This window comes from Brevibacillus sp. (genome assembly GCF_003521185.1).
Taxonomy (GTDB): Bacteria; Bacillota; Bacilli; order Brevibacillales; family Brevibacillaceae; genus Brevibacillus; species Brevibacillus parabrevis.
The window spans coordinates 17,378-42,007 of sequence record NZ_DOTK01000027.1 but is presented as its reverse complement, the minus strand read 5'-3'; the positions used below and the strand labels follow the sequence as shown (position 1 = coordinate 42,007).

At 50.1% G+C, this 24,630-nt stretch carries 20 protein-coding genes and 1 pseudogene; 8 read left to right on the top strand and 13 right to left on the bottom strand.

The genetic code is table 11. The annotated features are described in order from the left end of the window. Positions 1-143: 143 nt before the first annotated feature. Together DEP07_RS06605 and DEP07_RS06600 are read right to left on the bottom strand one after the other, a co-directional pair. Positions 144-821 (bottom strand): MBL fold metallo-hydrolase, encoded by a 678-nt coding sequence (locus DEP07_RS06605; RefSeq protein WP_287102285.1) that lies wholly within the window; start codon positions 819-821, stop codon positions 144-146. Between the two features lie 188 nt (positions 822-1,009). After that, positions 1,010-2,776: an amidohydrolase gene (locus DEP07_RS06600; protein WP_287102284.1), complete on the bottom strand. Its 1,767-nt coding sequence runs from the start codon at positions 2,774-2,776 to the stop codon at positions 1,010-1,012. A 271-nt stretch (positions 2,777-3,047) separates the two neighbouring features. On the opposite strand from DEP07_RS06600, the gene DEP07_RS06595 reads away from it, so the two are divergent. Then, positions 3,048-3,497 (top strand): MarR family winged helix-turn-helix transcriptional regulator, encoded by a 450-nt coding sequence (locus tag DEP07_RS06595; protein WP_173597158.1) that lies wholly within the window; start codon positions 3,048-3,050, stop codon positions 3,495-3,497. Continuing rightward, positions 3,494-5,140, top strand: a complete 1,647-nt coding sequence (locus DEP07_RS06590; protein ID WP_173597159.1) for an MDR family MFS transporter — start codon at positions 3,494-3,496, stop codon at positions 5,138-5,140. Before DEP07_RS06595 ends, DEP07_RS06590 begins: the two co-directional genes overlap by 4 nt. A 145-nt stretch (positions 5,141-5,285) precedes the next feature. On the opposite strand, the gene DEP07_RS06585 is transcribed toward DEP07_RS06590, so the two are convergent. Continuing rightward, positions 5,286-6,032 (bottom strand): metallophosphoesterase family protein, encoded by a 747-nt coding sequence (locus DEP07_RS06585; protein ID WP_287102283.1) that lies wholly within the window; start codon positions 6,030-6,032, stop codon positions 5,286-5,288. 221 nt (positions 6,033-6,253) lie between these two features. Here DEP07_RS06585 and psiE point away from each other — a divergent pair, with 221 nt between their 5' ends. The 3 genes from psiE to DEP07_RS06570 all read left to right on the top strand — a co-directional run bounded on the left by psiE (position 6,254) and on the right by DEP07_RS06570 (position 9,166). Then, positions 6,254-6,670: a phosphate-starvation-inducible protein PsiE gene (gene psiE, locus DEP07_RS06580; protein WP_173597161.1), complete on the top strand. Its 417-nt coding sequence runs from the start codon at positions 6,254-6,256 to the stop codon at positions 6,668-6,670. A 187-nt stretch (positions 6,671-6,857) separates the two neighbouring features. Continuing rightward, complete coding sequence (locus tag DEP07_RS06575; protein ID WP_122966333.1) at positions 6,858-7,415, top strand: RNA polymerase sigma factor; 558 nt, start codon at positions 6,858-6,860, stop codon at positions 7,413-7,415. After that, positions 7,412-9,166: a DUF4179 domain-containing protein gene (locus tag DEP07_RS06570; protein ID WP_287102282.1), complete on the top strand. Its 1,755-nt coding sequence runs from the start codon at positions 7,412-7,414 to the stop codon at positions 9,164-9,166. Before DEP07_RS06575 ends, DEP07_RS06570 begins: the two co-directional genes overlap by 4 nt. 540 nt (positions 9,167-9,706) lie before the next feature. Here DEP07_RS06570 and DEP07_RS06565 read toward each other — a convergent pair. From DEP07_RS06565 to DEP07_RS06550, 4 genes are all read right to left on the bottom strand, one after another. Beyond that, positions 9,707-10,432: a hypothetical protein gene (locus DEP07_RS06565; RefSeq protein WP_287102281.1), complete on the bottom strand. Its 726-nt coding sequence runs from the start codon at positions 10,430-10,432 to the stop codon at positions 9,707-9,709. A 5-nt stretch (positions 10,433-10,437) separates the two neighbouring features. Next, positions 10,438-11,574 carry an ATP-binding protein gene (locus DEP07_RS06560; protein ID WP_287102280.1) on the bottom strand — a complete coding sequence of 379 codons (1,137 nt, stop codon included), beginning with the start codon at positions 11,572-11,574 and terminating at the stop codon, positions 10,438-10,440. A gap of 183 nt (positions 11,575-11,757) precedes the next feature. Continuing rightward, positions 11,758-14,913, bottom strand: a complete 3,156-nt coding sequence (locus DEP07_RS06555) for a hybrid sensor histidine kinase/response regulator (protein WP_287102279.1) — start codon at positions 14,911-14,913, stop codon at positions 11,758-11,760. Between the two features lie 43 nt (positions 14,914-14,956). Further along, positions 14,957-15,598 carry a prepilin peptidase gene (locus tag DEP07_RS06550; protein ID WP_287102278.1) on the bottom strand — a complete coding sequence of 214 codons (642 nt, stop codon included), beginning with the start codon at positions 15,596-15,598 and terminating at the stop codon, positions 14,957-14,959. Positions 15,599-15,793: 195 nt separating this feature from the next. Between DEP07_RS06550 and DEP07_RS06545 the strand changes: the two genes are divergently transcribed. Next, positions 15,794-16,921, top strand: coding sequence for an NAD(P)/FAD-dependent oxidoreductase (locus DEP07_RS06545; protein WP_287102277.1), 1,128 nt, complete (start codon positions 15,794-15,796; stop codon positions 16,919-16,921). A 65-nt stretch (positions 16,922-16,986) separates the two neighbouring features. Here DEP07_RS06545 and DEP07_RS06540 read toward each other — a convergent pair whose 3' ends face one another. From DEP07_RS06540 to DEP07_RS06520, 5 genes and pseudogenes are all read right to left on the bottom strand, one after another. Beyond that, positions 16,987-18,135: an ABC transporter permease gene (locus DEP07_RS06540; RefSeq protein WP_173598702.1), complete on the bottom strand. Its 1,149-nt coding sequence runs from the start codon at positions 18,133-18,135 to the stop codon at positions 16,987-16,989. Position 18,136: 1 nt separating this feature from the next. Beyond that, positions 18,137-19,264, bottom strand: coding sequence for an ABC transporter permease (locus DEP07_RS06535; RefSeq protein ID WP_217022503.1), 1,128 nt, complete (start codon positions 19,262-19,264; stop codon positions 18,137-18,139). A 17-nt stretch (positions 19,265-19,281) separates the two neighbouring features. Beyond that, a complete protein-coding gene (locus tag DEP07_RS06530; protein ID WP_274874870.1) occupies positions 19,282-20,220 on the bottom strand; it encodes an ABC transporter ATP-binding protein in 939 nt (312 codons plus the stop codon). Between the two features lie 115 nt (positions 20,221-20,335). After that, positions 20,336-21,451, bottom strand: coding sequence for a sensor histidine kinase (locus DEP07_RS06525; protein ID WP_287102276.1), 1,116 nt, complete (start codon positions 21,449-21,451; stop codon positions 20,336-20,338). A gap of 14 nt (positions 21,452-21,465) precedes the next feature. Next, positions 21,466-21,657: pseudogene (locus DEP07_RS06520) on the bottom strand (response regulator transcription factor); the annotation flags it as partial. A gap of 332 nt (positions 21,658-21,989) precedes the next feature. Here DEP07_RS06520 and DEP07_RS06515 point away from each other — a divergent pair. Both DEP07_RS06515 and DEP07_RS06510 read left to right on the top strand, forming a co-directional pair. Beyond that, positions 21,990-22,613 carry a TetR/AcrR family transcriptional regulator gene (locus DEP07_RS06515; protein ID WP_287102275.1) on the top strand — a complete coding sequence of 208 codons (624 nt, stop codon included), beginning with the start codon at positions 21,990-21,992 and terminating at the stop codon, positions 22,611-22,613. Continuing rightward, positions 22,610-23,908, top strand: coding sequence for an MFS transporter (locus tag DEP07_RS06510; RefSeq protein WP_287102274.1), 1,299 nt, complete (start codon positions 22,610-22,612; stop codon positions 23,906-23,908). The genes DEP07_RS06515 and DEP07_RS06510 overlap by 4 nt, the downstream gene beginning before the upstream one ends. A gap of 129 nt (positions 23,909-24,037) precedes the next feature. Here DEP07_RS06510 and DEP07_RS06505 read toward each other — a convergent pair whose 3' ends face one another. Next, positions 24,038-24,625, bottom strand: coding sequence for a hypothetical protein (locus DEP07_RS06505; protein ID WP_287102273.1), 588 nt, complete (start codon positions 24,623-24,625; stop codon positions 24,038-24,040). Positions 24,626-24,630: the final 5 nt, after the last annotated feature.

Genomic DNA, 24,630 nt, shown 5'->3' with positions numbered 1-24,630 from the left:
CGCCCATGCTGGGCGCACCAAAACAACAACGCACAGGTTCGCCCCATGCGTTGTTTGTTAAGCTTTCCAATAGAATCAGAACCGACAAACAACTCCTTCAAAAACCAGCCGTCACAAGCAGGGACGGGGCCTGCCAGTTCCATTCATGCCGGAGTCGTTTCGGCCAGCTCGGCAAGCCTTCCTTTTATATCTTTCGTACAGACGCCGCCGTGATAGGCAATTACGCTCTCGATATCCAGCTTGGCAAGCTTCGCGATTGATTGCACCGCGGCTGCCCGGTCCGGGGTAAAATCCGGATTGAATGACAGGAGGACGCCATCCTCTGCTGTCAAAGCATCGCCTGAAATCAGCGTTTTGCTCGGGATGTGGTACAAAGAAATGTGGTCCGGGGAGTGGCCAGGTGTGTAAATCACTTGAATCCCGCCTGCATACGGAAGAATATCTCCATCATGAAGAGCTTGATCCACTTTTACCGGAGTAGCAAAAGCACCGCTTTTCAACAGAGCAGTTTCCCCTGCCAGATAAGGAATCGCCACTTCATGGGCAAGCACCTGGATTCTTCCCTCGCCGTATGAGACAAGCTCGAACAGACTGCCGATATGGTCGCGATCCTGGTGGGTAATGATGATCTTCGTCAGCTTTTCCAGAGGGATATCTGCCTTAGCGAGCGTGTCCCGAATGAGCGGCAGCTGACCTGCAAGCCCTGTATCTATGAGCACCACTTCTTGCTCATCCCACAACACAGCCGTGTGGGCGACGAATGGGCTTCCTCCTGCGTCCATCTCCAGTTTGATTGTTTGTATTCCTTCGCGTGCAGCCACATCAAACACCTCCCGCATCTAGTCGAATGGAAAAATCTCCTCTTTTATGTTCCCTGACCGCCAGCAAGAATCCTTTTGGCCGCGAGAGTTTGGACGGGCATGCGACGTGCGACATGCTCTTGCATCGGGCGTCAACTGACTAAAAGAAAAATGACCGTCGCTTCATGGACGGCCATTTCTTTTCCTTATTATTTCCCTGCCTTTTGGCTGTACACTTCTTTTCCTTCTACTAACGTCAAAATGACCTTCGCATTCTTGATTTCAGTGGCCGGAATTTCGAACAAGTTTTTGTCCAGAACGATGAGGTCGGCTTTTTTGCCCACTTCGAGCGAGCCTGTAATGTCGTCTACGTGGTTGGCGTAAGCCCCGTCAATCGTAAAGCTGGCGATCATGTCAGGCAAAGTGGCGCGTTCATTCGGGTTGGCGATTTTCGCCGGGTCTGTCACGCCGTCTTCGATCCGGGTGATGCCTTGCTGGATGCCGTGAAGCGGGTTGAACTCCGGCGTCACGATATAGTCGGAAGAAGAAGCGATATGCACGCCTTGATTCAGGAAGCTTTTCATCGGGTATTCTTGCTCTGCGCGCTCATGACCGAGGTATGGCACTTCGATCTCATCGTAGTAGCCTTCCTCTTGCATGAACCAGAACGGTTGAACGATGCCGACAGCACCGAGCTTTTTAAAGCGGGCGATATCATCGCTGTTGACGAGCTGCAAATGAACGAGAGAGTGGCGAGCATCGTGCTTGCCGTTTTGTTTTTCGGCATATTCCATGCCATCGAGCGCGACCCGTGTGGAAGCATCACCAATCGAGTGCACATGCAACTGGAAGCCTGCCTTGTCGACAGCCGCTGCTGTTTTGTTGTAGACGTCCGGCTTCCAGATCAGTTCGCCGTTTGTATGTTTATGCTCATACGGCTTTTCCAGATAGGCCGTAGCACCTTCGACAACGCCGTCCATAAAGATTTTGACCGCGTTCACCTGGAACAACGGGTTTTGATTGCGCTCACGGATTTTGACAAACTCGGCAATCTGCTCCGGCCCTTTGTCCGGGTTTGCCGTGATCGCATTGCGGAAACGGATGGTCAGCTTGTTTTCGCGGGACAGTTCCTCGTATGCTTCCAGCACGTTTGGATAGCGCAGCATGTCCGGGTCGCGAACCGTTGTAACTCCGCGTTCAACCGCTTTGTGCTGATATTCCTCGATCCCTGCTTTGTACTGCTGCACGGTGTAGCCGCCGATTTTGGACAGGACCAAATCCATTGCTTTTTCGCGCAGTGTCCCGGATGGCTCGCCCGTTTTCGGGTCGCGCTCGATGATGCCGCCTTCCGGATTTTTCGTTTCTTTTGTAATGCCAGCAAGCTTCAGCGCAGCCGTATTGACCCACAACGAGTGTCCGTCATCGGAAGTCAAGGCAATCGGAATCGCAGGGACGATCGCATCCAGCACTTCTTTGCGCGGCCCGATGCCAGGTGCTACCGGATTGCTCCAGCCACGGCCCTGGAAAGCGACTTCTTTCGGATGCGCTTTGGCAAACTCGGAAATCACTTGGGTGTATTCCTCCATCGTACCTGCGTCAAACAGGTCGATGGAATAGATCAGTCCTGTTGTCTTGCTCGCATGGGTATGGCTGTCGATGAAGCCTGGCAGCACCATTTGCCCTTTCAAATCGGTCACTTTCGTCGTTTTTCCGATGTACGCCTTGGCGCCTTCGTTCGTGCCGACATAGACGATTTCGTTTCCACGAATGGCGACAGCCTCTGCCCAGTTTCTGTTTCTGTCTACCGTATATACGGCACCGCCCGACAGGACGACATCCGCTGGCTGTACCGCCGCTTTTTGCACAGGAGCACCCGCTTGTCCGGCTCCCTGGCTTGTCCCTTGGGCAGCAAAAGCAGGCAGTGGCAGCATCAATGCCGTTGCCAGCAATGCGCTGGTCCATTTTTTTGCAAACAACACAATCCCCACCTATCTCTTTATCTTTGGTAAAAAACACGACAAACCTGATTGTAGCATCGCAACTCAGAAAATTCCATGAAATCCCTTGTGAAAACTCGTATTTTTCCCCGATTTTTGCCGAAATTGCTCGACTTTCATCGAAATCGCTCGCCAATTGGAAAAAGGTTGCTTTGACATCGCACGAAGGAACATTTACACTAATTAATGTTTCATGTGATTAATTATTAACTAACGATACTATTAACCATGGAAAGCAGGAGCGATAAACATGTCCAGTCAGTCTTCCCTTACCGATTTCGAACAGCTCTACATCCAGGTGCAGCGAAGTGTATCCGCCAATTGGCACAAGCGCCTGGACCCGCTCGTATCCGCTTCCCAAGCCATGATTTTGCGCATGCTCGACAAAAACGGCCCGCAAAAAGCTTCCACTCTGGCAGAGCAGCTGCGCATTACTCCCGGAGCCGTCACCAGTCTTTCCGATAAATTGATCGCCTGTGGCTATGCCAGCCGAAGTCGTGTCAGCCATGACCGTCGGGTGGTCTATCTGGAAATAACCGAGCGAGGCAGCGAGGTTTTGCAGCAGTACAAAATCGAGCTGAAGCGGACAGTGGCAGATTTGTTTGCCGGATTGTCAGACGAAGATCTGGCACAGCTGAACCGTATCTACCGCCAAGTTTTGCATAACATCGAAAGCGCAAGAGAGGAGAATCAAGCATGAGTGAGTTAACGGACAAGAAGAAAATTACGATCATGATTGCGATCATTACCGCCATGTTTTTTTCAGCTATCAACCAAACGATTATCGGTGTCGCCATGCCGCGCATCATCGCCAAGCTGGGCGGGATGGATTACTACTCGTGGGCGATCACGATTTACTTGCTGACGTCAACAGTCGCCTCCGTACTGGTCGGAAAGCTGTCGGACATTTATGGACGAAAGCCGTTTTTATTGGCCGGGATTGGACTGTTTAGCATCGGGGCCTTGCTGTCTGGCTTCTCGGGAACGATTTTTCAATTGATCACCTATCGGGCGATTCAAGGCGCTGGTGCCGGGATTATTATGTCGACCGCTTTTACCGCCATGGGCGATTTGTACGAACCACGGGAAAGAGCCAAATGGACAGGGGTCATGAGCGCTGTGTTCGGCGTCTCCAGTGTGGCTGGCCCGCTCTTGGGCGGGTATATCGTCGATCATCTGGACTGGCATTGGGTGTTCTGGATTTTCTTGCCGATTGGCGTGATCGCTTTTACTTTGATCCTGCTTCACTTCCCGCGCGTGGAAAAACGTCAGGGTGAATCGGTGGACTACTTCGGCTCCCTGTTTTTGACGACGACCATCGTGCCGATGCTGCTTGCTTTTTCCTGGGCAGGAGACGGCCCGAACAAATACGCCTGGGGCTCCTGGCAAATCATCAGTCTGCTCGCTGTCACCGTCGTCTCTTTGGGCATCTTCCTGTGGACAGAGACAAAAGTAAAAACGCCCGTCCTGCCGCTTGGCTTGTTTAAAAACAGCGTGTTTACCGTCTCCAACCTGGTCGGCTTCTTCCTGAACGCCGGGATGATGGGTGCGATCATTTACGTGCCGTTCTTCGTCCAGGGGGTAAAAGGCATCTCGCCAACCATGGCCGGCTACGTCGCCATGCCGATGTCGATTGCCATGCTCGTGACCTCGGCACTCGCCGGTCAATTGATGACGAAGACAGGCAAGTACAAAAAAATGGCGATCAGCGGACTGCTCGTCATGACAGCCGGGATGGTGCTGATGTACTTCATGGTGCCAAGCACCCCGATTTATTTGCTCGTCCTGTACATGATCATTCTCGGACTGGGCATGGGGATCGCCATGCCAGTATTCTCCCTGACGGTGCAAAATGCCGTCGCTCCGAAAGAGCTTGGGGTCGCGACCGCCACTTCCCAGCTGTTCCGCAACCTCGGCGGTACGATCGGGATTGCAGTCATGGGCAGCGTCATGAGCGCCAGCATGACCACGAAAATGACCCAGCTCTCCGCTGGAATGGGGCAGGCAGGCGCGATGCCGAACGATCCGGCCTTGGCCGAGAAGCTGGCGCTGTTTAGCAATCCGCAAAATCTGCTCGATCAGCCGAAGATCGAAGCAGCTCTGCACAGCTTATCGCCGGAATCGCAAGCCGCCTTTGTTCACGTGCTGGATATGATCCGCGATGCCATGAGCTACGGCATTACCACGACCTTTTTGACAGGAGCAATCGTGGCTGGCTTCGCTGTCGTGATCGCTCTGTTCCTGAAAGAAATCCCGCTGCGCGGCCAAAGCCAGAAGCAACCGGAAAAACGCGCAGCTGACAACAGCAGCGAGTGGGACGGCGTTCAGCCTGGAAAAGCTTGATCATTGATCATAAACATGCATCATTCGCCGCGTTTTTCGGAAACGGAGACGCCAAAAAGACGCCAGTATCGTGCTGGCGTCTTTTTGCGTTGCATCGCGCTCCTCAACCACAAGCAGCCACCCCCTCGTCGCACCGCTTGCTCCCTTACAACTCGGCTCGCCCGGTACGAATGGCATGGGCGTAATCCATCCAGCCCGCCGCTTCCGCTTTTTGGGCCGCCTGTTCACAGTCGTACGGAAGCAACACCTGTTCCAACTTCCACACCTCATCCTGCTGCTGCAAAATGGCGTATTTGGCATGCGGCGTCATCGATTCCATCGAGTGGGGATAAGGCGTCTCCTCAAAATAAGCTGGCAGTCCCACGCTTCCCGGATTGACGATCCACTTTCCATCCGGCAGCCACATGGACCGCTGCACGTGCGTATGCCCGCAAACGATGATCTTTTGCGGCACAGCAGCAAGCTCAATCATCAACTCAGTCACGCTTTTGTCGTCAGTCCCGTACGGCGCCACCCTTTCCATCAAGTAGGCATCGTCGGCAAAAGGCGTTCCGTGGCAAAACAGTGCATCCTCGTACACATATGACTTTTGGAAGGTCCGCAGCCAATCCAGCACCTCCTGACCAAGCAGCGGCTTCACATACTCATAGGTGGGAGATTCGAAATGATCCTGCAACAAATACCGATCGCAATTGCCCATGATGGAAACGATTGAAGGGCGGTTCATCAAAAGCTGTGCCGTTTCGACCGGAGCAATCGGGCCGAACAGCGTGTCCCCCAGATTGACGATAGCTTGAATCCCCCGTGAATCGATGTCCTGGAGTACAGCTTCGAGCGCATAAACGTTGCTATGTATGTCAGAGATAACGGCTATGGAATGATTGTGCTTCAAGACAGATCGCTCCTTCTCACATAGTGCTTATCATCCATCATACCGCTCCACACCTGGATGCTCCAGCAAAATGAAGAGAACAGCCGGGTATTCAAACTTTTTGTAAATAGTATGTCACTTTCGTTAAATAGATTGATTAAATTCCGAAATTAGCTAATATTAGTATAACACATTTAAAAAACCTGGCTCGGACGAACCTTTTGCAACAGGAGGCTGCTGTCATGAACTATGTCAAATCGGTGCTCAGGCAATTCTCGATTCCGTCTTTGCTTCAGTTGATTTTGAACATCTCTCTGATTGTTTTGGCCGTCATCCTCTGCGTCCTGCTCGTCAAGGAATTGATCCACTTTGGCAAAATGATGCTTTCTGCCGATTCGACCTTGAACGAATTTCTGGAAGCCATCATCGCCTTTTTTCTCTACTTCGAATTTATCGCCATGATCGTGAAGTATTTTCGCGAAAACTATCATTTTCCCCTGCGCTACTTTTTGTACATCGGCATCACGGCGATGGTTCGCCTGATCATCGTCGATCACCACAATCCGCTCAACACACTGATTTACTCCGGCGTGATTCTGATTTTGATCGTCAGCTATTACATCATCAACAAAACTCCGGTCGAGCGGCCAGGGAAGTAAATAACGCATCATGCCTGCAAATCGGGGATGTCTTTTTCACGGAAAAGGCATCCTCTTTTTTCTTTTTCAAAAAAAGTTTGAGAGGGGGCACTGCTGCTGATCGTCTATAGTAATGTAAGCAAGCAAAACGGTCATGAACGTTTTGCCGAGTGCTGCGCAGCACCTTTTTTGCAAGGAGGATTGCATCATGCAGGACGATCGGGAGGTCATTGCGGAGGTTCTTGCAGGCAATAAAGAAGCTTATGCTCTGATCGTCAACAAATACAAAGGAAAAATCGCATCGATACTCCGGCGAAACTTGAGCCCTTCCCTTGAAGTTGAAGATATTGTCCAGGAAGTATTTATCAAGGCGTACTACAGCTTGCCCGACTATCGCCCGGGCCACTCGTTCCCGGCATGGTTGTACCGGATTGCCATCAACCGGGGAATTGACGAGTTGCGCAAACGAAAGCGCACGCCTGCTGTAACGGAAATGAACATGGAGCTACAGGACGAATGCCCTGTCCCGCTGGAAGAGTATTTGGCAAAAGAAGAACGCCACACTTTATGGCAGCAACTGAAGAGACTGGATCAGTCGTACAGGACGATCCTTGATTTGCACTATCTCCAGCACCTCAGCTACAAGGAAATCGGCAGCAAGCTGTCGTTATCGCCAGATGCCGTACGAATGCGCTTGTCCTACGCCCGCAAAAAGCTGCGGGAACAGCTTGAAAAGCAGGAGAAAAAAGGGGGTGCCCCGCTGTGAATTGCCTTTCGCCGCAAGAACTGGAAGCTTATCTGGACGACCGTTTAGCGCAAACAGACAGACAAAAGTGGGAGCAGCATCTCGATCATTGCCCCCGCTGCCAGCAACAGCTTGAAGCGTACATCGACTGTCTCGCCCAAGCGAATGAACCATGGGCTGAAACAATCAGTGCGGACCTAGAGCAAAAAGTCATCCAGTCACTCTCGCCGCATCCTGTGAGCATTTTAAGCCGCACTGCCGATGCCCGTACAGCTACACCCGCTCGCCAGAAAAAAAGGAGTATGACCGTCATGAAAAATGTATCCATTGCCGCTGCGGCATTAGCGCTTGTCGTTTCAGGAGGAATGCTCGTGTCTCCTACTTTTTCCAGCTATGTCAATGCTGCCTTTGCAAGCAAGCCGCTAAACAATCAAGCTCCTGCGCCTGCTGTCTCCAAAACCATCCTGGGTCAATTTGGCGACGACGGAATACGCCAGGCAGTCCAAAACGGATTCACGCAATTCCCGCAGGCACAAGTGACTGATCAAGGAATCACGTTTGCCGTTCAAGAGGTAATCGCAGACCCGCTTCGCATTCAACTGGCAGCCTCCATCACCGATCAAGCGGGAAAACCGCTGGAAGTATTCTGGCAGGATATGTATCAGCAAGGAACAAAAAAACCCGTCGTGACGTTGAAAGACAAACAAGGAAACATTTTGCAGCCTGCCGATTTCGCTGAGGCAGAACGCTGGGAAAACCCGAACGACGAGTGGAAAAGCCAGCGAAACATGGCTGGACAACTTTTCCTGGAACGCGAGCTGAAAACGTATTTCCCGGATGCAAGCAAGATTCCTGACGAACTTGTTGTCGAGTTCTCCATCCAGCAAATGGACGAGACAAAAGGAAACTGGAAGCTGTCCATTCCTGTGAATATGCAAAAAGCAAAAGCAGCGACGCGCTCACAGGCGATTCACAAAAGCTACACGACGCCGCAAGGAATTACTTTTACGTTGCAAGAGATGACGTTTGCCCCAACAGGGGTCGAGCTGGTCATTGACCGGAGCGCAAACACCGACAAATCGGCCAGCTACAGCTACGAGCTTGTGGATGATCGCGGCACTGTTATTGCCGCTCGCGATCCCCAGATGTTTACCGCGAGAGTGAACAAGTCACAGAACGACATTCGTTCCATGTCAGACGTCCCGTTCCAGTCGATTGAGGGGGGCTACCGAAACTTCCACTACTTCCAGCCAATCGATCCCAAAACGAAGCTGTCTTTCAAGCTAGGCTCCGTCTACACGGAGGAACCGACTGATTTTCGCGTCAAAATCGACCTAGAACAACTCGAAAAACAGCCTGTGCTCGCCGCAGATCACGAAGACCGCTTCACCTTCAAAAAATTTGTGAAGGACCCTGATCGAGCCGTTGATGTGGAAGGATACGACGATGGCGCATACAAGGTAAACCCGGATGGCACTACAACGAAAATAGAAGGGCACCATATCGCCTATGACATCACGCTAGGCAAAAATACCGCGCCGCTCTTAACAGCTCCTGCGTATTGGACAATCACAGATGAAACCGGAAAAGAGCATGACACAGACTTCTACACGGACAAATCCGAACTCGTAAACGGCCTGGCGCATTTTGCTGGAACGATGCTGGTGAAGGACAGCGAACCACTTCCGAAAGAGCTGATCATTACTTCGACGAAGCGCATGGTCAAACATGACGATGCTGAATGGCAAGTGCGGATTTTGAATGGCAAGTAAGTAAACATTCATACGAAAAAGGCTGGCAGTTCAGCGGACTGTCAGCCTTTTTATTCCCGTCAGAAGAACTTCAGCATTTACCCAAATCATGCCATGTGTATTACGAAACAACTACTTACGAGACAATTTTCTATTAAATTTATTGCGACAATTAATGATTTTTTCTTTTGGCGCTGGACCTCAAAATCGATCGAAACCAAAAAGTAGCGTATTCATGTGTTCAGAAACCGCTAACTAACCCCCTCAAATAAGTAGCTTCAGCATCAATTTGGTTAAATAGAGTGCTGCTACCGCAATCACTTTGGAAAAAGATACAAGATAAAAATGTATAGATAACACGAAATTTGAATAACCCCATAGTTTCACTGACGACTCATAAATTAAACAGCTTTGAGTTTAGTTTGCCTAGATTAGCTTCAAAACCCGAAGTAAATCAAATTATTTTAAAGAAATTGCTGGCACCTAGAAGATGATTTTACATTGGTAACAAGGACCAGTTTCCTCGTGAAACTGAAGATAAAGCTATAAAAATATTCCATACTAAATATCTTCTTCTGCTACTGCAATTTGAGACTGTGGGACTAGCAGTTGCTTTAATCCATTAACTATCTCAATAAAGTACTTAAACGATGCCAAGTGGTCCGTTTCTGAAATACGCAGCATAAGTTCATTCAAATAATGAGTTTCTTGGACAGCTTGCGATCTCTTACCTTTAGAGTAGTTAATGTTTCTTTCAGATAACATTTTTCTTAAGTAATACTCATGATATTGAGCTATAGTAGTAGTCCTACTCACTCTAGAATCCCTTCCCATTAATTCAGGATCATCTGAGTTCACTCTGTAAAAACTATTACATTCCAAAAACTCTTGCGTTTGAGGTTGTCTTGAAAATACTTTTCTATTCCCCAAACACCAAGTTTCTATACATCTATTTTGCACAATAATGATCAACTTGGATTCATCAAAAGAACTATTTTGTTTTCGTATTTCTTCAATTACCTCTTGTCTCCTTTCATCTATTGTTAACTCATCGGCATCTAATGCTACTAAAAGATAATCAAATTTACCAATTTCGTTCATATCCTCGATAGCTTTAGGAACATCAGTAATGATACTTGGAATTCCACAACAACTAAATAAGTAATAATTATTTATATCTACTAGATATGGAGAATCTACTTGTATTAAATCAGGAAGTAAATGTTTTAGCCATGCAGAATAGATATACTTTTCCGATTTACCTTCAACTAGTATATAGAGGTTCATTGCCTTCATCGTCCTTCTAGATATGCTTCAATATTCATCAGTTGCTTAAATGCCTCATGTTTTGATTTTCCTAAGTTGTAGTCGCTAGCATTTCGGGCTATAACATTTCCGGCGTGACGACTGATAATTTTCCAAGTTTCCATAGGCATGCTATTAATAATATACGGATGGTGACTCGTTAATATAAATTGTGTGTTTTCGGCAAAATTAGTATCTAAATGTAGATCAATGCAGTTAACCCCTAAACTATTTTCAAACTCATCTATGAGAATAATGCTGCTATCAGGAACAAGATTTATTAATCCAATATAAAGTAAAGTTTTTAGCATTCCTGAGGACATTTCTATATAGGAAATCCAATCACACCCTTCTTCTTTAATCTGCAAGTCTAAAATCAATAACTCCTTATTTTCTATCGTAATTGTACTTTTTTGAAACCGAATATCTTCTACAAAGTGGAAAACATCCATATACTGATTTTTAATTTGTTCGAACACTCTTGGAAAATATTCATAAGCGATAGCAAGTTTTCCAAGAAGCGGATTATTAATTTCCCTCATCTTGTCAAATGCTAACGCTTCATTAAAATCACCCTCGTGTACCATTTTAATCTCAGTAATTCTTCTCATCTTCTCTTGTTCGAAATTGAAAAAAAACATTTTCTTGAAGCCTTTTTTGATTGGTTTTATAAGTTCCTCGTCAGAAAAAATATTAATACAACTTTGAGTAGAAGTTACTTTTGGGGCTTTATCATCATCAAATACAACTTCATTTTTCTCTCTATGAAAAATTACTTTTGGAGTATCTGTTTTAGTTTGAATTATTAACTTTTCATTTATAAATACTGATCCTTCTGCTCTATCCTCCTCATTATATAGACTATCATATTCTGATCTTTCAGTTTCTCCTGACCAGGTATAGATAAATTTATCTTCAATAAATTTTAGTTCCCATGAAATACATAAACTATCCTTATTCATTGAGCGGCCCAAAGTAAGATTTCGCAAGCTTAATAGCGCTTTTAAAATTTTCGTCTTTCCAACTCCTGAAGCGCCAACAAGCAAAGTAACCTCGTTAAAATCTATTTTTTCAATAGCCCAATTAGATGTTTTATCTCGAAAAGTTAATGATAGTAATTTCATATTGCCACTTCCTTTATAAAAAAATTATTCTACTTAATTGTGTGTAAGTTACAATTTCTGTAGTATTCTTCATCTCAACATGTTTTCCTTTATTTAAAATGTCTTTTTCATCAACCATATCTTTATCCATCACTTTTGTGACACCAGCAAACATCGATTAGACAAGCAACAGATCACCGATAACTATTTCACTCTGACGGGAATCACAAACGACACCGTCGTCCCTTCCCCCGGCTTGCTCTGGATGGACAAGCCTTTGCCGTACATTTGCGTCAGTCTGCGGTGCGTATTGGACACGCCGATTCCGCCTTTTTCCTTCGTGGCGAGGTCCAGGATTCGCTCCACGATTTCCTTGTTCATTCCGACACCGTCGTCCTGCACTTCAAACCGGGTAGCGTCTTCCTGCCGCACAATTCGTATCCGCAAGGTTCCGCCCTCGATCTGGCTCAAAAGGCCGTGGTTGACGGCATTTTCGACCAACGGCTGGATGGTGAGCGGCGGGATGAGCACGGTTTCGCAGCCAGGGTCGACCTCCCACTCGATGGACAAGCGCTCGCCGAAGCGTTCCTTTTCGATGTACAAGTACGACTCGACCAATTCCAGCTCGTGGGAGAGCGGCACCCGCTCACCTGTGTTCAGGAAGTCGAAGCTGATCCGCAAAAACGAAGTAAACGCGTCTCCAAGATTGCGCATCTTTTCTGTATCGATGTCACTCAAAGCCAAGATGGAGCTGAGTGTGTTAAACAAAAAATGAGGGTGAATTTGCGCCTGCAAATACGCTGCCTCCATGCGCAAGCGCTCATCGACGGTTTGTTTCAGCGTCGTCAGCGACCAGACCCGGTATTTCAGCTCCATGCCGTCGACAGGTTTGCAAATATAATCGTTGGCCCCGGCCAAATATCCGGTGTATATGTCTTCCGGCTGGCTTCGCGCGGTCAAAAGCAAGATCGGCAGTTCAGACAGCGTGAAGTGCTCCCGGATTTTCTGCGTCAGCTCATAGCCCGACATGTGCGGCATCATAACATCCATAATAATCAAGTCCCACTGCTTGGCGAAAAGCAGATCAAGCGCGTCTCTCGCTGACGTGCACGTCGTAATCTGATACGGCGACAAAATTCGCTCCAGCACTTTGAGATTGACCGGATCGTCATCCACAGCCAAAATGTTGGCACCTCGTTCGGCAAATGAACAGGCCGCCGTGTGCAGGGAAGACCAGGAAGGGTGAAACTCGTTGCGCACGGACTTGGTTAATACAGGCACCTGGTACGCCTTTTCGCCCGAACGCTCCCGCACCCGGTTGTTCTCCACGCTTGCCATGCTTTCCGGCTCTGCCACCACCGGAAGTAGAAAGCTGAAATGCGAGCCTTTGCCCGGCTCGGAATGCACCTGCAGCTTGCTGTCGTGCAATTCTACCAGCTGTGCGCAGATGGCAAGCCCCAGGCCAATTCCTCCGCCGTTGTTCACTCTTTGGCCGCCTTGCTCATACGGCTTGAATATTCGCGCCTGCGTCTCCTCATCCATTCCGATTCCCGTGTCCGACACACGAATTTCCACCTGATTGCCTACTGCCTCGGCAAAAACGGTGATCGCTCCTTGTTCCGTAAACTTCAAAGCGTTGTGAATCAGGTTGAACAAGATTTGCACGAGACGCTTTTCATCTGCAAGAATCGGCGGCGTCGAATCGGGAACTTCCATCTTCAACTGGAGCGGCCTGCCCTCGGCCATATAGGCAAGCATGCTGATCACACCGGAAGTGACCGCCTGAATGCGCAGCGGCTTTTTGTCCAGCACAATATGCTTGTCCTGCAAGCGGACAACATCCAGCAAATCGTCCAGCAGGTGGGACATTCTGCGGCTGATCGTGATGAGCAGCTCCATGTCTTGTGTGCTGCGGCTGCCCATGACGTGTCTTTCGCTCATGACGACCGTCTCCGCAATATTCATGATGCCGTGCAAAGGCGTTCGCAGCTCGTGAGATGTATGCGCGAGAAACTGGTCTTTTTGCTTGTCGGCTTTCTTCAATTGCTCGGTCAGCATCGCCCGCTCTTCGGCATGGCGGAAATACCCTCTGAACCAGTACGCCGAGAAGCTGACGAGAGCGGCGATCAGGTCAACAGGATAATAGACGTTTTTCATGTCGATCAGCTGATACTGCTGCAACACGCCCCAAATCACGTTGGAATACACACTGACAGCGGCGATGAGCAAAAACATCGCATCCTGCTGACTGCGCATCAGCATGCGGACAATGATAAAAGCAAAAAGCAGCAGCGGCCCTAAATAATACAAGGAAAGCAGCTTGGAAGAAAGGTACACCCACTCGGACGATGCCAGCAAAAGGAACAGCGAGTACAGGCTGAGCAAGAACAGGTAAACCCGGAACAGCCTGGAGGTTGTCTCTCCTCCCGCATTGGACAGTCTTCTCACCAGCAAGATCATGAGCAAAGGCTGCCAGATGTAAGACAGCAGTTCGATTTTGAGCGCCCACGCGTACGGAATCGGGAACCAGAGCAGCATCAGGTTGTCGTAGTCAATCACTGTCTTGATCGCGACGCAAAACAACAACAGTAAGAAGAATAAAAATTCCTTTTGGCGCGGCTTGAAGACAAACAGGATACCCGCGTACAACCCGTGCAGCAGCAAAATCAAAAAGGTCGCCATTTGCAGGCCAATCGAATACCACCGCTCCGTATCAACCGCCGCCTGCGAGCCGAAGTAAATGTCTTTGATGATTCCTCCGTTGTGCGGCCGCTGAAAATTGGCGCTCTGGATCAGCAATTCAATGACCTTGGCGTCTCCTGCCGTATACGTGGCTGTGTAGGAAGCCTTCCACGGCTTGGTCGTCTCTGCTGTTGTTGCAGGCACGCCAAGTCCACCGATATGCTCTCCGTTAATCTCAATACGGGAAGCTGCCTCGATTTCCTGAATCCAGAACGTATACGGTTGCTCCAACTGCTGATCGACCAAAATCCGCAGCCGATACGTTCCATAGCCGTACGAATCAACAGCATTCGGAAAAGCGCTGCTCCAGTCACCGGGTACTTGAACGTATTGCCACTCCCTTTCCGGCACTTGCTTCAAATCTTTTTGGCTCAGAAAAGCATTCGGGTAAAACTCCCACTGCCCTTTTAACGAAATGGAAGGAGAACGCTCAAAGTCCCATCCACGCATGTCTAGGACACCTTGCTCTACATCAGGATGCTTTGGGTCTGCATTGAGCGAGTACCACATCCAGCGCAGTCCCAAAAGCAGCGCAAGAAAAAAAGTCAGGATGATTGCATACTTCCAGAGAGGCGCTGCTGCGTAATGAGGTATGGTTCGGCTATGTCGTTTCATCATAGTTGCATATTTTCGACATCAACATGTTTATCCCTTTATCCGCCTACGCAAACCGATCCCCAGAAAAATAGGCGACAAGCGTCCCAAAAGCGATCCACGGTGCAAAAGGCAGCTTTGACTGACAGCTCGCCCGCCCGGCTATGAGCAGCGCCAAACCGTACAATCCCCCCGAAACAGACGAGTAGATCATCGCCCACACAAGCAAATCCGGCGGAAGAAACAGGCCGATCGCCCCGTACAGCTTGACGTCTCCTCCTCCGATTGCGCCATCCGTCACGACTGCGATCAGCAACAACAGCAGAAACACGCCTGCCGCTCCGATCAGCTGAGCGCTAAAATCGCTGCCCTGATAAGGAAACAATCCGCGCAGCAAAAGAACGGACAGGCAAAAAGGAAGCAGCACGCCATTGGGAATGCGGCGGTCAGCCAAGTCTGCCACAGTGACGAGCACGAGGAAAGAAACAAGCGATAGGCCGAGCAGCAATTCCCCTGTCCAGCCGTATTTCCAGTACGTAAGGGGAAAACACAGCCCTGTCACTGCTTTCATAAACCAAGCCCCTCTCTTGAATCGCTCGCGTTCTTTTTGGTCACGCATGCCAACTGCCCGCATCCCGAGCGCTATGCAAGCAGAACCAATCAGCAGACCGCTCCAGCCCAAGCCAAGCGCAAGCAAGATTGCAGACATCTCATCTCATCACCTCACTCCACAGAATCCGGAATCATTTCCCTCATTTTAGCTTTGCAAGTTGAGACAAAAAAAGCCGCTCGCTCCCCTCTCTTCCATGCGCAAGCTGATAGCGGTGATACCTTTTCTTTCTCCCGTGGTTTATAGTAAGAATGGAAATGCACTGTACACCCTTCATGAAAAAGGATGCGAACCATGCGAAAAATCATTGTTGTAGGTGCCGGAATTGTTGGCGCTTCGACGGCGTATCAGTTGGCAAAAAGAGGCGCAGAAGTAATGATTGTCGATCGAAAAGATAAAGGACAGGCAACCGATGCCGCAGCCGGGATCATTTGCCCGTGGCTGTCGCAAAGACGCAATCAAGCCTGGTACAGGTTGGCCAAGGAGGGGGCGCGTTTCTATCCCTCGCTGATTGCCGAGCTGGAACAAAGCGGAGAAACGAACACCGGGTATGCCCGGGTGGGAGCGCTCAGCATCCATACAGACAAAGACAAGCTGCTGACTTTGGAAAAACGGGCACTCACGCGCAAAGATGATGCACCGGAGCTGGGGGATGTCTCCACGCTTTCAACTGACGAAACAAAAGCGCTGTTCCCGCCCCTGGACGAAAGCTATGCTTCTGTCCATGTCACAGGAGCCGCTCGCGTGGATGGCCGCGCCTTGCGGGATGCTTTGCTGCGCGCCGCGCAAAAACACGGAGCGTCCCTTTTGTACGAAAGCGCTGAACTCGTTTACGACGGGAACCGGATCGCAGGGGTAAAGGCTGGAACGGAGAGCATCACAGCCGACTCTGTCGTGATCTGCGCCGGAGCGTGGGCCAATCACATTTTGCAGCCGCTGGGCGTAAACTTCCAGGTCACCTTCCAAAAAGGGCAAATTGTTCATCTGGAATACGCAGACAGGCAGACAGACAACTGGCCTGTTGTGATTCCTCCAAACGACCAATATTTGCTGGCATTCGATGAACATAAAATGGTGATCGGCGCCACACACGAAAACGATGTGCCAAGCTTCGATACACGCCTTACGCCAGGCGGCTTGCACGAAGTTTTTGCCAAAGCACTGGACATCGCTCCCGAGCTTGCCAACAGTACATTCGTCGAAGCGAGAGTGGGATTCCGTCCGTTCACGCCAGGGTTTCTGCCTGTCATCGGCCCGCTGCCCGGCTGGGAAGGCATTTTTGTTGCCAACGGCCTCGGCGCATCTGGCCTGACGATGGGTCCTTATATCGGCTATCAGATGGCGAAGCTCGCTCTCGGTCTGGAAGTGGACATACCGTTAGAGCATTACGACGTGTCAGGTGCCATTGCGGCACAATCCTAGCTAACAGCAACGAGGTCTTATCCTGTAAAGGGATAAGACCTCGCTTCATTTCATACCGCTCACCTTTATACAAACTGCCTGCTGTCATTGTTTTTCCCGAACCGATAAACCGCGATCAGGGCAAACACGAGGGCAAATCCTCCGAGAATGAGCAAATTCACATACAAGCTTCCCAAGCTCTGGCCTTGCTGTAGCTGATCGATGCTGTCCAAAAGCCAATGCTGCGGCAAAAAGCTCGATATTTTGCGCACGGTCTCAGGCATGATGTTCACCGGGAAATAACAACCTGCGAGCAGGCAGCTCGGGGTAATGATCATATTGCGCATGGCTCCTGCTGCCGATGTGCTTTTGGCAAATGCGACAATCGTCAGCGCAAGCCCGATTGCCGTGAGAGCAAACAGCAGCAGGACAACAATCAACGGGAAGGTCGGCATCCCCGCATCGATATGAAAAATCAGCTTCATCGCCACCAGCGTGACAACAATCTGCAAAAAGATCAGCAGCAAACTGACGACGACATTGGACAGCACGTACGCTCTCGCTGACATCGGCGAGGAAAGCAAGCGCAAGAACGTCCGGTTCTCTTTTTCCTTGAGGATGATCTCGGACAAGTTGGCCGCAGAAAACATCATGAACGTGATCAAGTAGCCAATCGTTTGGTACGACATCATTTTCTCATTCGAGGTGTCAGGCTGCGCCGTCGCTTTAAGCTTGAAAGGATGTTGGCTGTAGCTGTCGTAAATGCGGGCAAAAGCCGCTTCATCGCCTTTTGTCTCCTTGCCGATCGCAGCCACGTTGCCAATATAGCTTTGCAGCATCGCTTTGATGTATGCCGTGACCGACTCGCCTTTGACGGAAACGATGCGGATGTGCCCTGGCTCGCCTGCCTTCACACGATCCGCAAAGCCTTGCTCGAAAATGATGCCGCAGTCCAGATCGCCCGAAGCGATGCGTGCACGCAGCGTCTCCTCATCCAATGGAGTTACCTGAACTTGACCAAGCCCCTCCAAGTAACGGATGACTCCGCTCGTGACCACCTGACTGCCATCTTGATTGACTACCCCGGCCCGGATCGTTCCTGTACTTGCATTGCTGTAAAAAAACAGCGAGATCAAAATCCCGACAATCGGCAGACCAAAGTACAAGAACCAGTTCTTTTTCTTGCGGAACGTATCTTTCAGCGTTTTGCGAATGAGCCACACCATTTCATCCATGTTAAAATGCCTCCCGTCTGCGAATGGAGATGACCGTCAAGACCAGAAACACAGCTGCGATTCCAAGATTCAGTCCGATCACTTTCCAGACGGCGACGATATTGTCCATGTAGATCAGCTCCAACAAAGCCGTATTGATCCAACGCAAAGGAGACAAGTTGGTCAGAAGCGTCAAGATGCCCTCCGTGTTCTCAATCGGAAAATACGCGCCGCCAAAAAACGAAGCGCACTGCAAGAAAATCATCACTACCATGTACGAGCCTTCCTGTTTGGTCAGCAGAAACCCGATGCCAAGTCCCAGGCTCACCGCCAAGAGTACCTCTGTCAACAAAGCAAGCAGAACCAGCCAAAAATGATTGCCCCAGTAAGCATGATAAACAAATTTGCTAAACAGCACGACGACCAGCACACAGAGCGTATTGATGAACACATTGCCGATCATTTTGCCAACCAGAATTTCTCCCTTGCTGATCGGCGCTGCCATCAGGCGGATTGCCGTCTTCCGCGCCCGTTCCGCACCGAACAAATAGTTGGCGGAAATGATCGAGAACAGGGCGATCATCGTTGTCATCGACACGGCGTAGTAATCGATGGAGCCTGGTTTTCTGACTGCTGCCAGCGTTGTTTCCTGAATAAAATCTTTGCTTTCCGCTGCATGTTTCAAAATGTTTGTGCCGACACCCGGACTCACCTGAAAGGCGGCCGTGCCGAGTGCATAACGATCGGCAAAGGCGACCAGCATCCCTTGCAAAATGCCGCTTTCCACTGTGTTTTTGCTGCTGCCGAAAAACGCAATGCCCTCCTTGTCAATCGTCGCATAAGCCGTATAGCGCCCGGAGCTGACTTCCTGGCGCCAATCCATCCCCGGCCTGATCGGGACGACTTCCACTCCTTCTTTTCCGATCGCTTTCGTAAAGCTGTCCCAGTACGCAGACATGTCGTTTTCCGAAAAAGTCGCTTGGTACAGCAGGCGAACCTCCCCGACCGAATGCTTTGACGAAAAAGCATTGGACAAGCCCGCACCCAAAATCAGCATCAGGATGATCGGCAGGGCGAGCATGAAGAGAAACGTTTGCCGATTTCTCACGCTGGAAAGAATCTCTTTTAACGCAATTCTCCAAATAGCCATCTGGCATCTCCCTTTCTCTAGTCCCGCAAGTTTCTGCCTGTCAATGTCAGAAACACCGATTCCAGATTAGGGGCTTGCTCTTCGACAGAGCGAATCTCTACCTGGTCTTTAATCAACTGCTGGATAATCCGGTTCAAATTGTTGACTTCCGACTTCGACACGATCTTGAGCGTGTTTTCTTCCTGGCGCACGGCAGTGACCCCAGCGATTCCTTGCAGCGATTCGATGGAGATCGCTCCATCCGCGCGAAAGCCAATCCAGATTTCTTTCGTGTCTGTAATGATCGATGTCAGTTGCTCTTTTGTGCCTTCCGCAATGATTTTGCCGTGATCCACGATGGCAATGCGGGTACAAATCTCTTCGACTTCTTCCATGTAGTGACTCGTGTAAATGATCGTGCAGCCCATCTCGTTGAGCTTGCGAACCGACTGTAAAATGTAGTTGCGCGACTGCGGATCGATCCCGACTGTCGGCTCATCCATAATGATCAGCTTGGGAAGGTGAGCGATGGCACAAGCGATGTTGAGCCGCCGCTTCATCCCGCCGGAAAAATTTTTCGGGAAGCTCTGGTGCTTGTCGCCCAATCCGACGAACGCGAGCGCTTCTTCCGTCCGCTCCCACAGCATCGCTCCCCGCAGACCGTACAAGCCGGCAAAAAAGCTGACGTTTTCATACGCGGTCATGTCTTCGTAAATCGCCAACTCCTGGGGGACGATGCCCGTATTCATTTTGGCGAACTTGCTGTCCTTCACGATGTTTTTGCCGAGCAGAACGATTTCTCCTTTTGTCGGCCGCAACAAGGACGCAATCATGTTAATCGTCGTGCTTTTGCCCGCTCCATTCGCCCCCAAAAAGCCAAAAATCTCTCCTTCGCCGATGTTCAACGTCATATTGTCCACAGCGATAAAATCGCCGAATTTTTTGGTCAAGTTGCGGATTTCGAGTACATGGCTCATCCGACTCAGTCCCTTCGTGGTTATGCCTGTATTGTAATCAAAGAGGATGCCCCTATGTCAGTGCATAAGTTCATCCCCTCGCCGTGAGATTTTTCACTTGTTTTCATGAGAAACATCATTCGTTTCGGTGCGGCAAAAGGGTCGTGACGCGAAAGCCTTTCGTCCCGTCAACGATGACCGTGCCTCCCGCAGAAGCGGCCCGCTCCTCCATCCCCAAGATGCCCAGTCCCTTGACGACCTTTGCCGTGCCGACTCCGTTGTCCTCGACAACAGCCTTGATGAACTTGTTCAGCACCCGCACCTCGATGGAGATGGCTGTCGCCTTGGCGTATTTGAGCGAGTTGGTTACAGCCTCGGTCGCGTTTTGCTGGATGATTTTCCACTGAATCGGAGTCACAGCGTCAATATCTCCTTCAAACGTGAGCGTAGCAGCCACCGTTCCTTTTGCCGACAGTTCGTCCACGAACAGTCTGAGCCGATTGATCCCAAGCTCCTCCGGCCTCGGCTTCACTTCCTTGAGCGTCAGCCTGATGCGCTCCAGCCCTTCTTTGGAAATCGCAATCGCATTGCCCAACAGCTCACTGGCCTTTTCCTGGTCGGTAGCAAGCATCATGCGCGCCGCCCCCATCTGGATCAAAGCGCCAGCCACCGCATGTCCGACATCGTCGTGAATTTGCTGGGAAAGCCGATTGCGCTCCTCCAGCTTGATCGTATATTCGGATTGCCTGATGTATTCGTTGTTTTCGCTCAATGAACGCGACAGCCGCTGCAAATCCGCCCGCAGCCGCTCCCGCTCGCCCTCCAGGGAACGAATTTTTTCCGACAGCATGCTGCTGCATGTGAACAACAAATAGCTGAGCAAGCCGCTTAAAAGGTATACAGGAACCAGTTCCAGCGGGAGCAAAAATCCGCCTGCTCCGATCAGGACAATGCCCAATCCCTTGCCAATGGTTGACGAAGGAAGCAGTTCACATATGTTCATCGGCAAAAGCAGCCAGAGTAAAGGCTCCCAAAAAACCGCACCTGCCGCCACGAGCACCAGAGACAAAGCGGACAGCAAACGCTTGAACTGCGGCTTTTTGAAAATCAGCAAGGAAATGTTGAGCGCAACGTACAGCAAATAGATCAGGATGAGCCACGGGTTCACTTCGGAAGCAAGATGGGCGAGAAACGAAGCGATCATGATATAGCCAAGCACCGTTGCCTTATTTCCAATCGTCCAACGATCCATCGATGAATCTTCTCCTATTCTCCAGACATTCTCGTCTCGCCTGTCAGATAGTAAATGGCGATCTGTGTCCTGTGCTCCAGGCCTGTTTTACTCAGGATAGAAGTAATGTAATTCGCGACTGTCCCTTCCGAAATGAACAGCTTTTTGGCGCTTGCCTTGTTCGACAATCCCTTGGCAATCTGCTCGATGACTCCCAGCTCCCGTTCCCACCACTTCAAAATCGGAAAAGCTCGTCAAAATGATTTTCATGCCTTCTCCTATAAAAGAGTTGTCGTCCGCGATCAACACCTTGATCTTCATCGTGGGCTGCCCCCTGTCCTTCAAGCCCCTCACCGCACTGGCTGCCGATTCCGGCGTCTGTATGATTGGATGAAGCCGCATTTTTAGCAAAACTATTATAACAAAAAAAGTAAATGCAGATGCCATGCATTGGAAATGTATGACGGTTCGAACGAAAAAAACAATTACTTATAGACTGACGGTCAGTCATATGGTAATTTACAACCAACTACCGTCCGTTTTCCAAAAGGAGGAAATCATGAGACGCATCGTCAAAGACCCCGTTACTCGTCGCACCGAGATACTCGAAGCAGCCGGAGAGCTTTTTCGGCAGCAAGGCTATGTCCATACAACCGTGAACGCAATCATCCTGAAAGCTGGCGTAGCGAAAGGAACGTTCTACTACTACTTCAAGTCGAAAGAAGAGATTTTGGAAGCTTTCGTCCAAGGAATGGTCGATCGTCTCGCTGCCGCATATCAGACACTGGCAGACGATCCAAAGCAGACTGCTCTGGAAAAGCTGCGGCAGATGCTGCGGGGGCAAAGCCGGATCGCGCAGCACGAACAGGAATGGATGGACAGCTTGCATCGTCCGGAAAACAGAGAACTGCACGAGCGGCTGAATGTGGCGATCGTGCAAAAAATCGCCCCTGTCTTCGCGCAGGTCGTCGAACAGGGCAACAAGGAGTCCGTGTTTGATGTAGCAGCCCCTCTGGAAACGATCCAGTTTTTGCTCGCAGGCTCGCAGTTTCTCCTGGAATCGAATATTTTCGGCTGGGATCGGGAAGAACAGCTCGCGCGCAGCCGGGCCATGCAGACGATCATTGAGCGAGCATTGGGTGCCGAGCCGGGCGCGTTTGCTTTTTTGGGAGGTGCCATTTGAGCGCCCAAACCAAAGCATTTCGGCAATTTCTCGTCGTCTGGTCCGGGCAGTTTTTGTCGGCGGTCGGAAGCGGGCTGACCGCTTTTGCCCTGGGTGTCTACGTCTTTCAGACGACCCATTCCAGCACGAGCTTCTCGCTGGTCATCCTCTTTTCCTTTTTGCCGAGCTTTCTGCTCCTGCCCTTTGGCGGGGTGCTGGCAGACCGCTTCGATCGCACCCGGATGATGATCATCGGTGATATCGGCTCGATTATCGGCATTATGTTCATCTGGTTTGTCATCTGGACCGGACAAATGGAGCTGTGGCATATATACGCAGGTGTGGGGATCAGTTCGATCTCGACTGCGCTCCAGACGCCCGCCTATAAAGCGGCGGTGACGGACATGGTTTCGGAAGAGCAATACTCGCAGGCGAGCGGCCTGATTCAACTGGCAGGTTCTGCGCAGTATCTCCTGTCGCCGATCCTCGCAGGCTTTTTGCTTGGCTTCTTTGACATCCAGATCGTGCTGCTGATCGATATGCTTACGTTTTTGCTGGCGGTTGTGGCTGTGCTGCTGGTCATGAACAAGGGCAGCAAACCACAGCCCGCGGATGAAAGCCGCGATTTTTTCGGCGAGCTGTCCGAGTCGTTCCGATATCTGCTCTCGCAAAAAGGCGTGTTTTTGCTCGTCCTGCTCATGTCTGTCGTTTGCTTTTACATCGGGCTTCTGCAATCGCTGTTCAGTCCGATGATGCTGACGTTGACCGACTCCAAAGTGCTGGGAATCTCGCTTTCCCTGGCGGCGTCCGGGATGCTCGCCAGCAGTCTGTTCATCGGGGTGAAAGGACTTGGCAACAACAAGCCGAAGATTCTTTCCTTTTCACTGGCGCTTGCCGGGCTGTTTTATGCACTGATGGGTACGTTTCCGGCAGTCGTTCCGATCGTCGTGTTCGGCTTCCTCTTTTTCGCCGCGCTGCCTTTCGTCAACACCAGTCTGGAAGTATTGATCCGAACGAATATCGACAATGAGAAGCAAGGGCGCGTCTGGTCGATGGTGTCAGCCATATCCCAAGTAGGCTTGCTGCTCGCTTTCGGTTCGGCAGGCTTTCTCGCCGACCATTTTTTCTCTCCCCTTCTCGCACAAAATGGCGCACTTGCTGACACGGTTGGACAGCTCATCGGAACAGGAGCAGGCAGAGGGATCGGCTTTTTGTTCATGCTTTCCGGTGTGATGGTTTTTGTACTCGCTATCGTGATCGGGCGGGTGCAAAAAATCCGGGAGCTGAAGCTGGGAACGGTAGAAGAAAAAGCATAGCAGACAATGGAACGCAAAAAGCCGGACCCCCACTTGAGGCGGTTTCCGGCTCGTTTCTTTTTACGGCTGACTACCAAAAATACAATTCCTCTGGCAAAACTTCGTCGAATTGTGGACTACCGCTCTCGTCTATCTCCACCTGGATGCCTTTTTTTGGCCAAAGTGGCCAGCTCCTGCTTCGTTTTGGCACTGGCTTTTTCCAGCAGTGGATTCATCGACAAGCATATATAACCTTTGGGGGCAAAGCCGCCTTTCTGTACATTGAGCAACAATCCGTCCAAGTTTTTGACTTGGTTCTGTTTCAGATTCAGCCAGATCAGCTTCGTCATGGATTGCAGCGGTGCCATCCATGAGCGCCTTCAAATTGCGCAGCCCTGCCAGCGGCTTTACTGTTTGATCATGTAGCGGATTGTCTATGACGAGTTGCAGCACCTCCAGATTTTTCATCTGACCAAGCGGCTGCAGGTTCGTCACTTCGTTGTCAATTACGTGGATTTCCTTCATTCGTGTGCTGTTTTGCAGGCGTTCCAGCAGTTGGCTGACATCGGTCGCTCCGCTATATCTGTATATGAACAGCTTTTGCAGTTGCTTCAATTGTTTGAGTGAATCGATATTTTTTACCTCCGCGTAGTGCATGCTCAAATCCTCAATACGCTGGAGTGGACTGACATCGGCAATCGCCACAACACTGAACGATGCCTTTTTTAGCTTCGGCAATTTGG

What these genes read in the sequence shown, in the direction of transcription:
- DEP07_RS06545 (WP_287102277.1), top strand. Translation starts at nt 15,794, where the DNA reads ATGCGAAAAATCATTGTTGTAGGTGCCGGAATTGTTGGCGCTTCGACG.
- DEP07_RS06515 (WP_287102275.1), top strand. Translation starts at nt 21,990, where the DNA reads ATGAGACGCATCGTCAAAGACCCCGTTACTCGTCGCACCGAGATACTC.
- DEP07_RS06575 (WP_122966333.1), top strand. Translation starts at nt 6,858, where the DNA reads ATGCAGGACGATCGGGAGGTCATTGCGGAGGTTCTTGCAGGCAATAAA.
- DEP07_RS06595 (WP_173597158.1), top strand. Translation starts at nt 3,048, where the DNA reads ATGTCCAGTCAGTCTTCCCTTACCGATTTCGAACAGCTCTACATCCAG.
- DEP07_RS06590 (WP_173597159.1), top strand. Translation starts at nt 3,494, where the DNA reads ATGAGTGAGTTAACGGACAAGAAGAAAATTACGATCATGATTGCGATC.
- DEP07_RS06525 (WP_287102276.1), bottom strand. Translation starts at nt 21,451, where the DNA reads ATGGATCGTTGGACGATTGGAAATAAGGCAACGGTGCTTGGCTATATC.
- DEP07_RS06555 (WP_287102279.1), bottom strand. Translation starts at nt 14,913, where the DNA reads ATGATGAAACGACATAGCCGAACCATACCTCATTACGCAGCAGCGCCT.
- DEP07_RS06560 (WP_287102280.1), bottom strand. Translation starts at nt 11,574, where the DNA reads ATGAAATTACTATCATTAACTTTTCGAGATAAAACATCTAATTGGGCT.
- psiE (WP_173597161.1), top strand. Translation starts at nt 6,254, where the DNA reads ATGAACTATGTCAAATCGGTGCTCAGGCAATTCTCGATTCCGTCTTTG.
- DEP07_RS06540 (WP_173598702.1), bottom strand. Translation starts at nt 18,135, where the DNA reads ATGGATGAAATGGTGTGGCTCATTCGCAAAACGCTGAAAGATACGTTC.
- DEP07_RS06550 (WP_287102278.1), bottom strand. Translation starts at nt 15,598, where the DNA reads ATGTCTGCAATCTTGCTTGCGCTTGGCTTGGGCTGGAGCGGTCTGCTG.
- DEP07_RS06530 (WP_274874870.1), bottom strand. Translation starts at nt 20,220, where the DNA reads ATGAGCCATGTACTCGAAATCCGCAACTTGACCAAAAAATTCGGCGAT.
- DEP07_RS06565 (WP_287102281.1), bottom strand. Translation starts at nt 10,432, where the DNA reads ATGAACCTCTATATACTAGTTGAAGGTAAATCGGAAAAGTATATCTAT.
- DEP07_RS06535 (WP_217022503.1), bottom strand. Translation starts at nt 19,264, where the DNA reads ATGGCTATTTGGAGAATTGCGTTAAAAGAGATTCTTTCCAGCGTGAGA.